Annotated in this window: 12 protein-coding genes and 1 pseudogene; 5 read left to right on the top strand and 8 right to left on the bottom strand. The window is 58.8% G+C overall.

Going from position 1 to position 15,125, the window contains the following annotated elements; all coding sequences use genetic code 11:
- Window positions 1–101 precede the first annotated feature (101 nt).
- The gene (locus ABH944_RS16990; RefSeq protein ID WP_404609310.1) at window positions 102–1,748 is read left to right on the top strand and encodes an ABC transporter substrate-binding protein; all 1,647 of its coding nucleotides are present in this window, start codon (window positions 102–104) and stop codon (window positions 1,746–1,748) included.
- Between the two features lie 97 nt (window positions 1,749–1,845).
- Here ABH944_RS16990 and ABH944_RS16985 read toward each other — a convergent pair whose 3' ends face one another.
- The gene (locus ABH944_RS16985) at window positions 1,846–2,541 is read right to left on the bottom strand and encodes an NADPH-dependent F420 reductase (RefSeq protein WP_404609309.1); all 696 of its coding nucleotides are present in this window, start codon (window positions 2,539–2,541) and stop codon (window positions 1,846–1,848) included.
- A 267-nt stretch (window positions 2,542–2,808) separates the two neighbouring features.
- Between ABH944_RS16985 and ahpC the strand changes: the two genes are divergently transcribed.
- The 3 genes from ahpC (at window position 2,809) to ABH944_RS16970 (ending at window position 5,498) form a co-directional block, all read left to right on the top strand.
- Window positions 2,809–3,372, top strand: coding sequence for an alkyl hydroperoxide reductase subunit C (gene ahpC / locus ABH944_RS16980; protein WP_062087982.1), 564 nt, complete (start codon window positions 2,809–2,811; stop codon window positions 3,370–3,372).
- A gap of 115 nt (window positions 3,373–3,487) precedes the next feature.
- Window positions 3,488–5,077 carry an alkyl hydroperoxide reductase subunit F gene (ahpF, locus tag ABH944_RS16975; protein WP_404609307.1) on the top strand — a complete coding sequence of 530 codons (1,590 nt, stop codon included), beginning with the start codon at window positions 3,488–3,490 and terminating at the stop codon, window positions 5,075–5,077.
- A 211-nt stretch (window positions 5,078–5,288) separates the two neighbouring features.
- Window positions 5,289–5,498, top strand: coding sequence for an isocitrate lyase/phosphoenolpyruvate mutase family protein (locus ABH944_RS16970; RefSeq protein WP_404609305.1), 210 nt, complete (start codon window positions 5,289–5,291; stop codon window positions 5,496–5,498).
- Window positions 5,499–5,797: 299 nt separating this feature from the next.
- On the opposite strand, the pseudogene ABH944_RS44645 reads toward ABH944_RS16970, so the two are convergent.
- The 7 genes and pseudogenes from ABH944_RS44645 to ABH944_RS16940 form a co-directional block, all read right to left on the bottom strand.
- Window positions 5,798–5,965: pseudogene (locus tag ABH944_RS44645) on the bottom strand (IS110 family RNA-guided transposase); the annotation flags it as partial.
- 15 nt (window positions 5,966–5,980) lie between these two features.
- A complete protein-coding gene (locus ABH944_RS16965; protein ID WP_404609303.1) occupies window positions 5,981–7,120 on the bottom strand; it encodes a porin in 1,140 nt (379 codons plus the stop codon).
- A gap of 48 nt (window positions 7,121–7,168) precedes the next feature.
- Window positions 7,169–8,518 carry an MFS transporter gene (locus ABH944_RS16960; protein ID WP_404609301.1) on the bottom strand — a complete coding sequence of 450 codons (1,350 nt, stop codon included), beginning with the start codon at window positions 8,516–8,518 and terminating at the stop codon, window positions 7,169–7,171.
- Window positions 8,519–8,667: 149 nt separating this feature from the next.
- On the bottom strand, window positions 8,668–10,299 hold the full coding sequence (locus ABH944_RS16955; protein WP_404609299.1) for an FAD-dependent oxidoreductase: 1,632 nt from the start codon (window positions 10,297–10,299) through the stop codon (window positions 8,668–8,670).
- A gap of 5 nt (window positions 10,300–10,304) precedes the next feature.
- Entirely contained in the window at window positions 10,305–11,228 is a 924-nt protein-coding gene (locus ABH944_RS16950) for a fumarylacetoacetate hydrolase family protein (RefSeq protein ID WP_404609297.1), read from the bottom strand.
- Between the two features lie 31 nt (window positions 11,229–11,259).
- Window positions 11,260–12,321 carry a cupin domain-containing protein gene (locus ABH944_RS16945; RefSeq protein ID WP_404609295.1) on the bottom strand — a complete coding sequence of 354 codons (1,062 nt, stop codon included), beginning with the start codon at window positions 12,319–12,321 and terminating at the stop codon, window positions 11,260–11,262.
- A 102-nt stretch (window positions 12,322–12,423) separates the two neighbouring features.
- On the bottom strand, window positions 12,424–13,371 hold the full coding sequence (locus tag ABH944_RS16940) for a PDR/VanB family oxidoreductase (RefSeq protein WP_404609294.1): 948 nt from the start codon (window positions 13,369–13,371) through the stop codon (window positions 12,424–12,426).
- A gap of 264 nt (window positions 13,372–13,635) precedes the next feature.
- On the opposite strand from ABH944_RS16940, the gene ABH944_RS16935 reads away from it, so the two are divergent.
- Window positions 13,636–14,415, top strand: coding sequence for a TetR/AcrR family transcriptional regulator (locus ABH944_RS16935; RefSeq protein WP_404609292.1), 780 nt, complete (start codon window positions 13,636–13,638; stop codon window positions 14,413–14,415).
- Window positions 14,416–15,125 lie beyond the last annotated feature (710 nt).

Here is a 15,125-nt window from a genome sequence, read left to right as displayed (position 1 = left end):
TCGTCAAAAATTCCGTGGTTGGTAAAGTATGCGGCTACTTAGGCACGCCCGGGCGCTCCCGGGCGTGCGTCAACCCGCCTTTACCCTTTTATCGACCTTACATGCCCCGTAAAAGCCTGACACCCGGTTCGTTCTTCGCTCCAGCCCGCGCGCTGGTCCGCACTGCGGTTTGCACGCTTGCCGCCTTTGGCACACTCGCCGGCACTGCCCACGCGGCGGGCAAAACCCTGGTGTTCTGTTCGGAGGGCAGCCCGGCAGGCTTCGATTCCGCGCAATACACCACCAGTACGGACTTCGATGCCGGCGCGCACGCAGTCTACGACACCCTCGTCGAATTCCAGCGCGGATCGCTCGACCTGGTGCCGGGCCTGGCTACATCATGGGACGAGTCGACCGACGCGAAGACCTTCACGTTTCATCTCCGTCACGGCGTCAAGTTCCAGACCACGCCCTGGTTCAAACCCACGCGCGACTTCAACGCCGACGACGTCGTCTTCACGTTCAAACGCATGATCGACCCGGACAATGCGTTCCAGAAAGCGCATCCGGTCAGCTTCCCGTATCTCAGCGACCTCGGTTACGACAAGAACATTGCATCGGTTGAAAAACTCGACGACTACACGGTGCGCTTCACGCTGCACACGTCGGACGTGGTGTTCGTGCGCAACATAGCAATGGAATTCGCCTCCATTGTGTCGGCGCAATATGCCGACCAGCTGCTGAAGGCCGGCAAGACGGAGGACCTGAACCAGAAGCCCGTGGGCACGGGGCCGTTCGTGTTCCGCGACTACCAGAAAGACGCAACCATCCGCTACGACGCGAACCCCGACTTCTGGAACAAGAAGGACGTGCATATCGCGAAACTGGTGTTCGCCATCACGCCGGACGCCGCCGTGCGCATGCAGAAACTCGCCAGTGGCGAATGCCAGATGACGGCCTTCCCGCGCCCCGCCGACATTCAGACCGCACGCAGCAATCCGAACCTCGCGGTGCTGTCGGGCGTAGGTTTCAACGTGGCTTATGTCGGCTACAACACTACCCACAAGCCGCTCGATAACGTGCTCGTGCGCCGCGCGCTGGACATGGCCGTGGACAAACCGGCCATCCTGAAGAGCGTCTACGAAGGGGCGGCGACCGTGGCGTCGAATCCAATGCCGCCGTCGCAATGGTCGTATAACAAGGCGTTGAAAGATGCACCTTATGATCCGGCGAAGGCGCGCGACCTGCTGAAGCAAGCCGGTTTCCCGAACGGCTTTTCGATCACGCTATGGGCCATGCCCGTGCAGCGCGGCTATAACCCGAACGCTCGCCTGATGGCGCAATTGATTCAATCGGACTGGGCGAAGATTGGCGTGAAAGCGAACATCGTGACCTACGAATGGGCCGAATATAACAAGCGCGCGAAGGAAGGCGGCGAGCACGACGCAATCCTCTACGGCTGGATGGGCGACAACGGCGACCCGGACAACTGGCTCGGCACGACCCTCGGCTGCGACGCGGTGCATGGCAGCAACGTGGCGAAGTGGTGCGACAGGCAATTCGACGATCTGATCGGGAAAGCGCGGCTGATCACCGACCAGCCGGCCCGCACCAAGCTGTATGAGCAGGCGCAGGTCGTGTTCAAGGACCAGGTTCCGTACACGCCGATCGCCCACGCCAACGCGTTCCAGTTGATGACGAAGGACGTCAAGGGCTACGAGATCAGCCCGCTGGGCGGACACCGGTTCGACGGCATCTCGCTCGACTGAAAACGCCGGCTTCAACTGCGCGGCATCAACTATCGGCTGCAACTATCGGCTGCAACTACGCGGCGACGGGCTTTGGAAGGCCCGTCGCCGCGCGGCTTCACGCGGGGTGATCGAAGCTGCCGGGGCTCTTGTCGGTTCCGCTCCATTGCGGCTTGCGAGCCCGCTCCGCCTTCTGCAAAGCGGCCTTCAACGCTTCCCTGTCGAAATCCTTCGTGTAGACCGGCGTGCCCGGCTGCTGGCGCCAGGAGTCGCTGATCGTGCCGTTATCCACCGGATCGAAGCCCATCTCGTTGACGAGTTGCATCACCACGGCCTTGGCGTCGGCGTTGTCGCCCGAGACCGGCAGCGCCACGCGTCCCGGCGTGCCTTCAGGCTTGCCGAGATCGCGCAAATGGGCCGCGTAGATGTTGTTGAAAGCCTTGATGACCGGACGCCCGATCTGCTGCGCAACCCACGCGCTTTCCATCATGCCGGACTCGATCCCCTCGATACGGCCATCACGCTCGCGCGGATAATAATTGCCCGTATCGATCACGACAGTGGTTTCCGGTACGTCGCTGAACAGGCCCGCAGGCAGGTTCAGCACCTTCTTTTCGGGGATCGTGACCACGATCACGGCCGCGCCGCGTACCACGTCGGCGAGTTCGGCCGGCTTCGCGCCGGTTTCGCCGGCGACTGCGGCCAGGGTATCCGGCCCCCGCGAGTTGCCGATCAGGACCTCATGCCCACGCTCGACCCAGCGCAGCGCCAGCACGCGCCCAATATTGCCCGCGCCAATGATGCCGATTTTCATACACCCTCCGGTTGATTCAGTTAGCCAAAGCGGGATAGGCGCAACGCCCATGCCCGTGTGTGTTGACCTTCCCCGCGCTCCCGATACTGGCAGCAGGTTCCAGGTAACGATAAAATGCGGCCCCGTTAATGCGGCAGCTGCCGTGTTAACCCTGATAGCCTCACCACATCGACCCCATTAAATCATTCGATTTTCCCTCTTGGGCGTCTCCCTTCATACTTCGTTCACTTCCTAACCACTTAACCACTTAACACAAGGACACACGTAATGCCGATCATCAACAGCCAGGTCAAACCGTTCAAAGCCAACGCTTACCACAACGGCGACTTCACCACCGTGACCGACGAAACCCTGAAGGGCAAATGGTCCGTCCTGGTGTTCTACCCGGCTGACTTCACGTTTGTCTGCCCGACGGAACTCGGCGATCTGGCCGACCGTTACGCGGAATTCAAGAAGCTGGGCGTGGAAATCTATAGCGTGTCGACCGACACCCACTTCACGCACAAGGCATGGCACGACACGTCGGATACGATCGGCAAGATCAAGTATCCGATGATTGCCGATCCGACGCTGGTCATCTCGCGCGCCTTCGACGTGCTGATCGAAGAAGAAGGCCTGGCGCTGCGTGGCACGTTCGTGATCAATCCGGAAGGCGAGATCAAGCTGTGCGAAATCCATGACAACGGCATTGGCCGTGATGCAGGCGAACTGCTGCGCAAGGTTCAGGCAGCGCAATACGTTGCAGCACACCCGGGCGAAGTGTGCCCTGCCAAGTGGACGCCGGGCGCTGAAACGCTGACGCCGTCGCTTGACCTCATCGGCAAGATCTAAGGTTTAAATCCTCGTTGTAAATGAGTGTAGTGTCCGGGCCGCTCGCGGCCCGGACGACGCTCGCCCCGCATTCCCCGCGCTAATAAAAACCCTCGTCACACGGACTCGAATCGCCATGCTGGAAGCCAACCTCAAGACTCAGTTGAAAGCGTATCTGGAAAAGATCAGCCGGCCGGTCGAGATCGTCGCTTCACTCGACAACTCGCCGAAATCGGTCGAACTGCAAGGCCTGCTGCATGAAATCGCCACGCTGTCGGACCGCATTGCGGTGATCGAGAAGCGCGACGATGCGCAACGCAAGCCCTCGTTTTCCATCGGCGAACCGGGCAAACCCACCGGTATCCGTTTCGCGGGCATTCCGATGGGCCATGAATTCACGTCGCTGGTCCTGGCGCTGCTCCAGACCGGCGGTCATCCGGTCAAACTCGACGACGCGGTGATCGAACAGATCCGCGCGCTCGACGGCGACTACGAGTTTGAAACGTATATCTCGCTGTCATGCCAGAACTGCCCGGAAGTCGTGCAGGCGCTGAACGTGATGGCGCTGATCAACCCGCGGATCCGCCAGGTCACCATCGACGGCGCGCTGTTCCAGGACGAAGTCGAGCAGCGCCAGATCATGGCCGTCCCCACCGTCTATATGAACGGCGAAGTATTCGGCCAGGGCCGCACGGGCGTGAAGGAAATCCTCGCGAAGCTCGATAGCAACGCCGGCGCCCGCGCCGCGAAAGAGCTCGAAAAGAAAGGCGTATTCGATGTGCTGATCGTCGGCGGCGGACCTGCGGGCGCAGCGGCTGCCATCTACTCGGCGCGCAAGGGCATCTCGACCGGCGTGGCGGCTGAGCGCTTTGGCGGGCAGGTGCTGGACACGCTCGCCATCGAAAACTTCGTCTCGGTGAAAGAGACGGAAGGACCGCAATTTGCAACGGCGCTCGAGCAGCACGTGAAGAGCTATGACGTCGACATCATGGACGTGCAGCGCGCCGAAGCGCTCCTGCCCGGCAAGATCCACGAAGTGCGCCTCGCCAACGGCGCGGTGCTGAAAGCGAAGACGATCGTGCTTGCCACGGGCGCCCGCTGGCGCGAAATCAACGTGCCGGGCGAGAAGCAATATCGCAACCACGGCGTGGCGTATTGCCCGCATTGCGACGGCCCGCTGTTCAAGGGCAAGCGTGTTGCGGTGATCGGCGGCGGCAATTCCGGCGTTGAAGCGGCGATCGATCTGGCCGGACTGGTCAGCGCGGTGACGCTGCTCGAATTCGGTACGGAACTGCGTGCCGACGCCGTGCTGCAACGCAAGCTGCGCAGCCTCAAGAACGTGACCGTCATCACGCAGGCGCAGACCACGAAAGTCACCGGCGACGGCAAGAAGGTCAACGGCCTTTCGTACAAGGACCTGAGTTCGGGCGAAGCGAAGCACGTCGAACTGGAAGGCGTGTTCGTGCAGATCGGGCTGGTGCCGAATACGGAATGGCTCAAGGGCACGGTCGAGTTGTCGCGTCACGGCGAGATCGTGGTGGATGCGCGCGGTGCGACCTCGGTGCCGGGCGTGTTCGCGGCAGGCGATGTCACCACCGTACCGTTCAAGCAGATCGTGATCGCGGTTGGCGAAGGCGCCAAGGCGTCCCTCAGCGCATTCGATTACCTGATCCGGAATTCGGAGACGGAAACGGTTGAAACTGAAGCCGAAGAAGCCGTAGCCTGAAACCATAGCGCGATACGTTTCACCTTACGGAAAGGTGCTTAAGCCTCGGGCTTCGGTTGGATCGAAACGCGTATTGAACGCGACTACAGCGAACTGAACATCTTCGGCAGGCTTGAACCCGTCCAGCGCCCTTATCTAAGTTCTCCATAGGTGCAAGCGGGCGCCGACTGTCTGTACGCGCCTGGCATCCAGACGCGAGTAGATCGGATCGGTGGTCGCTGCGGTGGGTCCGAAGCCGGTCAATCTGCTGATCGGCGGACCTTCCACGTTCAAGCTCGCCGAGCTTGCCAAGCTCGGCGTGCGGCGCGTGAGTGTGGGCGGCGCACTCGCACGCGCAGCATTGGGCGGCCTTGTGACCCGCGTTCAATCGCTTGCAAACGGCCGCTTCAACAGCTTGCCGAAGGAGCCGTCAGGTACATGACTAAAGACTAAATGACATGCTTGAAGACCTCGCGTAGCTTCTTGTTGAACTACCAACCGTCTTTTATATGGAGCAAACTACGAGCCGTGAAATCACCCGTGTCGAACCGCTCTCGAGTTGGCCTGAGGGCTGGAAGGCGCCGAATTCCTCCGTCACCCGGCACGACCACACGATCGAAGTCTGCAGCCAGCAAACCCGGACATTAAAGACGGATTTTCTCAGCATAATTTAGCATTCCAAAACATCGTCGATCCAAGTCTGTCGTGGGGATCCGCCAGACCGTTTTGCAATCTGAACGTGATGGAGTGAAGCGGGACCGTGGGATAGCGCACCAGTTGAATGCGCTTGCGTGCCAGGTCGCGTGCGCCGCGATCTTCGTGCGGATAATAGCCCTCGGGCAGCAACCCGAGTCTCAGCAACTGCGCCGGATAGGCTGCATCGGCGGAATCTCCGCTGTGTTTAAGTCCGCCCTGGATCCCCAGCTAAAATTTGTGGCGATACGCTGCCGCGATCAAGAGTTGATTCGCGTTCATCGCAGAGGGTGAAACCGTGTACATCACGACCTGCCCGTCATGCACCATCCCGTAATTGACGAACAGGGCCAAGTCCGTTCGCTTCGATAGAAAGTAATCAATCCCCGTTTGGGCCATATTCCAGTGTGATGAACGTTCAAACCCGCCGTATTTGCCGGACGTGTAGGTGTAACCAACTGACAGTTTGACATCCGGCTGCGCAAACCAGGCCACATTGGCGTCATAGTTGGTCAGATGCAGACTAGTGTTGTCGAGATAATTGAAGCGAACGTCGGTGATGATCGCTGCCAATGCGACGCTTCCGAGCTTGTATCGGCCACCCACGCCGACTACGCGCTGCTCCTTGACACCGACCGACGCGCTGAGTGGACTGGTGTGAAACAGCACGAACGGTACGCCTGTATAGTCGACAGTGGCCGCGCCACTGGCGTTGATCACAGTGCCGGGGCGAGTGAGGTCCGAGTACGCGACGCCCATTTTTAAGGGACCCTGCTCGTACGAGACGCCCGCGCTAAAAAGGCGATTCTCAGCGGCGCTGGAAGTGTTACTCATTGCGTACATCAGCTCTCCCTGAACCCCGCGAACAGTTGGCATGCGATATTTGATCGAATTGTTGTAATGTACGCTGCCAAGAATATTGTCGTTATCGCCAATATGGGCACCCAGTCCGGTGCCTGCCGCCATCATGGAATATTCGCTGAGATAGTCGAAACTTACCTCGAACTGGCGCCCGAGCGTGATCATGCCCCATGGTGCACCGCTCAAGCCCACGTATGCTTGCCGACCGAACATCAACCCATACGCGGTATTGCCATTCATGGTGTTGAAGGCATTGTCCAGGGCAAAGATCGCCTGCAAACCGCCACCGAGATCTTCTATACCCTGAAGGCCCCAGCGATTATTTTGCAGGGTGCCGGACAGCGCCGTGATGGCCGGCTTACCTCCCTCGTTACTAACGTACCCAATACCGCCTGAAATAATCCCATATAACGTTACCGAACTTTGCGCGTAAGAAGCTGCGCTAAAGATCAACCCCGCCGCCACGCAAACTGTCGGGCAGAAAACCGGCGCGAATCGCGATGTTCCCATCTTCGTCTCCTATTATGATTTTTGGTGATGCTTTCTACTGCCACCCGTTCACGCCGCCGTCACCTGCCGGCGCAGCATGCGGCCTACGAGCAAAATGCAGATTGCCGACATGACAAAAACAGCGAAGACGACGATAAGACCCGGAGCTAGACTATGTGCCCTGCTCTGAACGTTGCCGATAAGCATTGGGGCGATCCAGCCGCCGAAAAGCGCACCCACTGAACTGATCAGTGCAATCGCGGCGGGCTTGGCTTTGACCGGGAAGACGGTTTGAGGGATGGTCCAGAAGATCGCGTACGAGGCATATACACCAATGTTCGCAACCATGAAGCCACCGAGAGCTGCGGCCGCATTGCGCGAGACCGCGACAATGCCGTAGCCTGATGCCGCGAGCAGCATGCAGGCTGAAACATGGTAGATACGTTCCCGTTTTCGATCTGAGCGGCGGCACAGAAAGGTCATGCCGACCATACCTGCCAGAGGCGGAATAGCAGAGACCACGCCGACATAGCGCAGCGGTACGCCATTGGCGTGCATGATCTGTGGAAGCCAGACGGCTAGTGAGGCCGCGCCGCAGAAAATACCAATGAAGGCGAGTGAAAGAAGGAGCATCGCCGGACTTTTGAGCAATTCCTTGATGGTGCCGGCGCCATGCATCAGTTCAAGACGCGTCTCCGCAGCTAGTTCTTCCTCTAGCCACGTGCGCTCGCGCTCGGAAAGCCATTTCGCATCCCTGGGCCGGTTCGTGAGATAAAAAATTCCGAAAATACCAAGCGCGATGGCGGGCAAGCCCTCCAGCATGAACAGCCATTTCCAGCCGGGTATGTTAAGCACTCCATCGAGCTGCAGGATGGCACCGGATATAAGAGAGGTCAGCATGTACGCACACGGACTTGCATACGCAAACACGGCGTTATAACGGGCACGATAAGCTGAGGGAATCCAGAAGCTTAGGAACAGAAAAACGCCAGGGCTCAGCCCTGCTTCAGCCGCCCCCAATGCCGCACGCCCCACGTAGAAACCAATGGGCCCGTGGATGAATGCCATTGACGTAGTCACCAGCCCAAACAGCAATGCGATGCGAGTGAGCGTGACGCGCGCGCCGAATCGAGCCAGTATCAAATTGCTGGGCAGTTCGAAAATGGCATAGCCGAGAAAAAGTATCCCGACACCAATGCTGAACATCTGAGGCGTGAGGCCGAGATCGCGATTCATCGAAAAGGCAGCAAAGCCTAGATTGCCGCGATCGAGCACTGAAATCAGATACAGGGCGAACAAATACCACATCAATCTCCGCCCCACCTTGCGAACCACGTAGTCCTTTTCTTCGGCAACAAACTTGGGCGTGGCAGCCGCAAGCGTCCGTTCGAACGATGATGAGGGTGAGGGCGCGACCATCCGTGTCTCCGAGTGATTAGATGTAGCAGGCATGCAGGAGTCCGAGTTCGTCGAACAAAACCTGGTGCTGGGAGCACAGTGTGCCCCTGACATGTTAAGTATGGCTATGCGCTGCAGCCAGACCCTCGCGGCTGAAATCAGCACATGGTTTATGTGCGGGCGAGCGCGCCTCGCACGGCATCAATGACGTATTGCGGATCCGAAGGATCGCTGTCGCCGCGCCACGCGCATTGGCCATCCGGCCGCACTAATACCAGCAACCGCTCGTAAGCTGCCTGCGCTTGGGCATGATTGATCGACACCACTTTGACTGGCACCTTTCGTTCTTTCGCCGCAGTGATCAGGCCTTCGCCTGATGGGGCATTGTCGCCAAAACGCAGCAACATAAACTCTGTCCCGAACAGATCGAGGGTGGACACATCCTTATCCAGCCATACGTGAGGCGCTCGTGAACCAGGACGCGCAGTCTGCGTATAGGTCGACACAGTATCGGCAGGCGCAGGCGTTCCATCAGGCACGATGAGCGGCGAGTTTTCGTACATATAGCCGAGGTGGATACCTATGCTGAACCATTCGCGGCGCATCATTTCCGTATAAGCGTTGCCGAATTCCGTGCGCGCCCGCGCGCCCTCGGGCGTGTTGTCAAACAACTCCTGCGGAGGTTGCTTTACTCTGGGATTGAGCATTCGCTTCAGATTGTCGGTAGCCTCGGCGACATTGCGCAGCCCAACGGGACGCTGTTCGATCTCGTAGGAGTCGAGGATATGGTCACCGCCCCAACCCTTGATCTTTGCTTCCAGTTTCCAAGACAGATTTACGACGTCCTGAATGCCGGTATTCATTCCAAAGCCACCGGTAGGCGAAGTCAGATGCGCTGCATCGCCAGCGAGAAATACACGCTTGGTACCATAGCGCTGGGCCACGAGCTGGCGCCTGACCCACGGCAGGACCGAGAGAATCTCGAAGTCAAATTCGCGGCCCACCGCGCGCACGATCGCGGCGCGCAATTCCTCGTCCGAATACGCACGCTTGTCGGCATCCCCGACGAGGGAAAAGCGCCATTGGTCACGTCCGTTGATCGCCACCAGCGTCGCCCAGGTGCCTTCTGCTGCGATGAAAATGTAACGATAGGCCGGCTTCATGGTGTGCAATTGTTCCAGACCATCGCAGCGAAAAATGACATTGGTGGTGTATGTCAACGCCGCGGGGCCTTCCATCGGAATATCAAGCGCTTGCCGGACGGTGCTGGCACCGCCGTCGGTCCCAACCAAGTAACATGCGTCGATGTCTTCCAGTTCGCCAGTGCGCAGATTCCGGACTGTGGCGGTTACGCCTTGGGCGTGTTCAACGAAGCTGAGTAACTCTGTTTCATAGCGCAGCGTGGCCAATGTCGAACGCTCGGCGAAGCGCCGCAATACCGGGTCGAAGAAATTTTGCGGGCAACGCTCGCGCTTTTGCGGACTTTGAGGCGGACAGGGTTCCGCACTCGCGCAGGGAAACGGCTCGCGCCCAAATTCATAGCCGTTGAGCGTCGTCACCCACGCGCAATCCTGTGGATAATCGCGGTTATAGCCTGCGCCCTCGACCCAAGGCACGATACCCCAGCGTCTGCAATATTCCATCGACCGGATGCCGACCATATCCATTTTCGCCTGACGGATGACGCCGTCCGACTTTTCGATCAGCGTGCACTCGATGCCACGCCAGCCGAGATCTCCGGCAAGGGAAAGACCGATCGGACCAGCCCCGACGATCAGAACAGGGGATTTTCTTTTTAACATGATGTCTATCTTTGTTGGGACGTTGATTGGGCTGCCTTGATCTCAAAGCGGAATGGCGGGACCGTTTCGGTTTCCCTCACCTCGACAGTCATTTCCCCCACTCGAGCGATGCGTATGCTGACCTTGTCGCCCGCTTGAATCGGGCCAATACCTTCCGGAGTGCCGGAGGCGATCACGTCCCCTGGATAAAGCGTCATGACCGAAGACACCAATTCGATCAGTTCAGCCACTCCGACTATCATGTCGCTCGTATTGGCATCCTGGCGACACTCGCCATTGACGAAAAGCTGGTTGGTCAATTGCTGCGGGTCACCAACCTCGTCGGCGGTCACGATCCACGGCCCCATCGGCGTGAAGGTATCGAACGACTTGCGCATGACGCGCTCTTCTTCGGCGACGTCTTTTTCGATGCGCATCGTAACGTCGATCAGGCAGCTGTATCCGAACACCGACGCCAATGCCTGCTCACGCGTGACGTTTCGGGTGACCTTGCCGATGACCACTGCGAGCTCCGACTCGTGATCGAAACGGCGGCCCGATCCGCGCGGCAGTTCGATGCCGCGCGCAGGTCCCGTCAGCGATGCCGTCGACTTCATGAAAAATCCCTGTTCACGGACCGAACGACCTTTCTTGGTCACCGCCAGGGTGCCCATCTCGGCAATATGCTTGCGGTAGTTGGCAGGCGCCGCCACCACGTGTACCGGACATGGATTAGGCGGCAGCAGATTGACCGAAGCTAGAGCAATGGGGCAGGCCGAGCGGCGCGCCTGCTGCACATGAGGCAACAATTTGTCCCACGATGCAATCGCCTGAGTCATGAACACCGGGGGCCACGCGCCGGAAGCATTCGGGATGGCGGCCGTTACATCAAATATCAAGTCGCCTTCAACCAGGCCGACTCGGTAGTCGTCAAAGACTGCTATCTTCATTTTTACTCTCTATGCTCAAGTAGAATGGTTTTCATTCGGGCAAGAATTCTTCGCGATGCAAACCCAATGCTTTCATCACCGGAAGATCATTGACCTGAAACATCGTGGCGATTTCTTCCTGCGAGCCATTGGCATGCTCATACCAGGACCACGGGGGAATTGCGATGAAGTCGCCGGCATGCCAGTCGAACCGCTGGCCTTCGACAATGGTGCTGCCACTGCCGCTAATGACATAGTTGAGAACACTCCCCGTGTGGCGCTGTGGCAGACAGCGCCCTCCAGCGCGTAGTCTCTGCAGACGGGTACCAATGTTCGGCAGCGCCGGACCACCTGTCAGCGGGTTTTGATATTCGAAGGCGGTGTCGTTGTGTGGATTTGCGGGCAGCTTCGCCGCCGCAGACAATGCTTCTTCCGATCGTTGCGCCGGGTAGACCAGCAACGGATTGACGCCGTTGTGTATTGGAGCGTTCACCGGGCGCATGATGCCACTCCCGAACTGTTGCCATGAACGGGTCGGAAACTCCGACACGGGCTGCAGATCGGCCATGGACGCCTCGAAGAAGGTCGCATGCATCGCTCGGACCAGCGATATATCGAGTACGTCAAGCCAGATCATCGGCTTGTCGCCGCGATGCACGTGGTCATGCCAGGTCCAGCTCGGCGTGATGACGAGATCGCCCTCGTTCATTGGATATTGTTCGCCGTCGACCGTCGTGTATGCACCCCGTCCCTGCATGATGAAGCGCAGCGCGGTAGCCGTATGCCGATGTGCCGTCGCTACTTCGCCGGGCAGGATGTATTGAATCGACGCCCAGAACGTCGGCGTGGTGCCGTAGGCCAAACCTGGATTGGTCAGCCGCAACGTCCGTCGATTGCCGCCAGCTTCGAGCTTCAGGCTTGTGCCCGCCCGATTGAGCATCGGAGCCAGATCGCGCCATCGCCAGTGCAACGGCAACATGCTTGACTTAGGCTCTCTCGTAAATAACGGTGGGTCGTCGGCCTGATGGACGCGGCAGTTCAATTTCACGAGGTCCGCGGCGAGAACGCGGCGCTCCTCGGCGTCCGTCATTTGGCTGGCTGGTAATTCAGACATAAGGTTCCTCCGCTTCCGAAGAAGCCAATGTGAATCCAAAATTGGAGTGTTCCAAATCCGTCCGCTACGTTGACTCACTTTGCGGGAACGGCACTATCCCGATCAGAGATCCAGCACCAACACTGGCGAAATCGAACGCGAGCAGCACGGGAGGAACTGGTCATTGGCGGCCCGCTCGTCGTCCGTCAGATACATGTCCCGATGATCCGGCTCACCAGACAACACGCGCGTCAGGCAGGTGCCACACACACCCTGCTCGCAAGACGTGGGCACCTCGACGCCCGCCTTCGCAAGCGCCGCTACGACCGTTTCGCCATCGGGGACATCGACCAGTCGCCCATTTTTCGCCAGTTTGATTTGAAAGGCCTTATCGGTACGCCGCGGCTGGGGGGCCGCGGCAAAGTATTCGCGATGCAGATTTCGTTCGCCCCACCCCGCTGTGCGTGCGGCCTGCAACACGGCCTCGATAAAGCCACCCGGGCCACATACGTAGAGATGCCTGCCAGGTTCAGGCATGGCCACCAACGCCCCAAGGTCGGCGCGATATGCTTCTCCGGCGCTGTCGAAATACAGCTGAAGGTGTTTCGCGAAATGCCCTCCGGTCAACTGCTCCCGGAACGCCGCGCGCGCGGGATCGCGGGTGCAGTAGTGCAGTTCGAAGGACTCCCCTGCAGCCGCCAGGTGCTCAGCCATGCTCAGGATCGGCGTCACCCCGATACCGCCAGCTATTAGCACGCTGTGCGTCGCTGCTTCAACCAACTGAAAATGATTTTTCGGCTCGCTGATTTCCAGCTGGCCGCCCTCGGCTAACGCATGCATCGCTATCGAACCGCCGCGTGAATTCGCTTCCTGCAGCACAGCGATCCGATAACGATCACGGTCGGTGGGACGGTTGCATAACGAATACTGGCGAGTGATGCCGTTCTGAAGATGGATGTCAATATGGGCGCCGGCGGTAAAGGCCGGCATCGGGGTGCCATCAAGACTGGCGAGGTCGAAAGCACAAATGTCTATCGCGACCTCGAATTTGCGAACAATTCTGACTTGCATACTGGGGCCTCAAGGTGCAGCAACAACAGCATGCCGCTGCGCGGCAAGTGAGCGCGCGACTCTCGCATCATGCGTAAATAGGACGCGCCATCTATCCCTCAGAACCATGCCCGCTCCGCCGCATACATGAAATGTCAAACAAGGACCGTGCTCAAATAACCGAAAACAGATTTATAATTCTCATTCTATTATTGCGCTATTTTTTCACCATTGGGGTTTTCCGCATGCCGTACACTTCTGTGCGTCAAGATGGAGAAATAAGGCATGAAGCACTTGGACAAGACGAGCGTACGTGAAGAAGATGGGGTGGAGATGACAGCTGCTAAATCGGATGCAGCACTGACGGAACTGGCCGGTTGGATCGAACAGGGATTGCTTCCCGAATTGGTGCCCACGCAGCAACGGCGCAGCTTGCGCACGGCGCTTGCGATGCTCGATGCCGGACGCACGCTGCTCCAGGACCGGTCGCTGGAAGACTTGTCGATCGAAGCGGTATGCCAGGCAGCCGGCGCTACCGTGGGTTCGTTTTATGGGCGCTTCGAGAATAAGCTGGCCTTCTTCGTGACCATGCAGCGACTGCAAACCATACGAACTCAGGCACTCATCAGCGAACATATTCAACGATACGATGCCCGCCGCATGGGGGTTGACGAATTGTGTGAGCAGATGGTGTTGCTCACGGTAGGCACCTTCCGGTCCAACCAGGGCGTGCTGCGCGCTTCACTCCAGCACACCAGGGAACACATGTGGGACGTGTTCAAGGAGTCGGGCGACCGCTATCGCGCCGTCATGGAAGCACAACTCGCACCGCACCTGACCCGGCTTCCTGCGTCCGTCCGGAAACTGCGCATCCTGTTTGCATTCCAGTCGATTGCCGGCGTGCTGGTTCATGCGACGTTGAACGACCCAGGACCGCTGAGCATTGACGACCCGCGCCTCGTGCTTGAACTTGTAAGGCTCGTCCGCAGCTACCTTCTGGCGCCTGATGCAGTCGACGAGACCCCACCCGTACAACCACGACCGCCCCGCTCAGCGAACCACTGAAGTCGGGCGACTTTCAGGTGTATGGACAAATGAATCAGAGTGAAGCCGAGCGCGAGGGATTGATAGTGTACAGCGCAGTCACGCGACGGCCGTATCTCAAGTGCGACGTGCGCGGCTGAGCCTTCAGTTCGGCAAAGGCGCATCGTATAAGTGCGATCGTGAATGAACCGTCGCGGGAACCCGAATCCTGTTTAGGACCACGGTTGTCGCGGCGTCAGTGCATCTGGGTGGAGCGGATCGAAAGCGGTTTTGCCGCCCATCAATTTCAACTCCTCCTACACGGGCATACCACCCACCGCCGCTTTGAGATCGGCGCCTTCCACCGCCAGAACCACCTGCGTTACGAGGGCGGCGACGCCACACTCATCCTGATATGTGCAGGTATGCTCGAATACTTGTCCACCCCCGAGACCGAGACTGAAGCAGAACATCAGTACACCATAAATAGATCCAAAATCTCATCGCCCGAATGTACGGGAGGCCATGTCAACAATGACTGACCGGTCCCCATAAACCGATTCCGTCCCGCGCCAATCACCACGACCCTTGCTCACGCCTTGAGCGCAGAATCGACAACTGGCCTGCCGAACTCATCTTCGCGACACCATGCGGGAAATTTCCCTTCGCGACCTGAGTCTCACATGTCGCCGTTATAGGCGGAGCAATCGGCACTGCCGCGGCTGGGCTCTTCGACAAGACAGCCATTTCAC

Origin of the sequence: Caballeronia udeis (genome assembly GCF_044909315.1) — a bacterium.
Classification (GTDB): domain Bacteria; phylum Pseudomonadota; class Gammaproteobacteria; order Burkholderiales; family Burkholderiaceae; genus Caballeronia; species Caballeronia udeis_A.
This window is presented reverse-complemented; position numbering and strand designations above follow the sequence as displayed.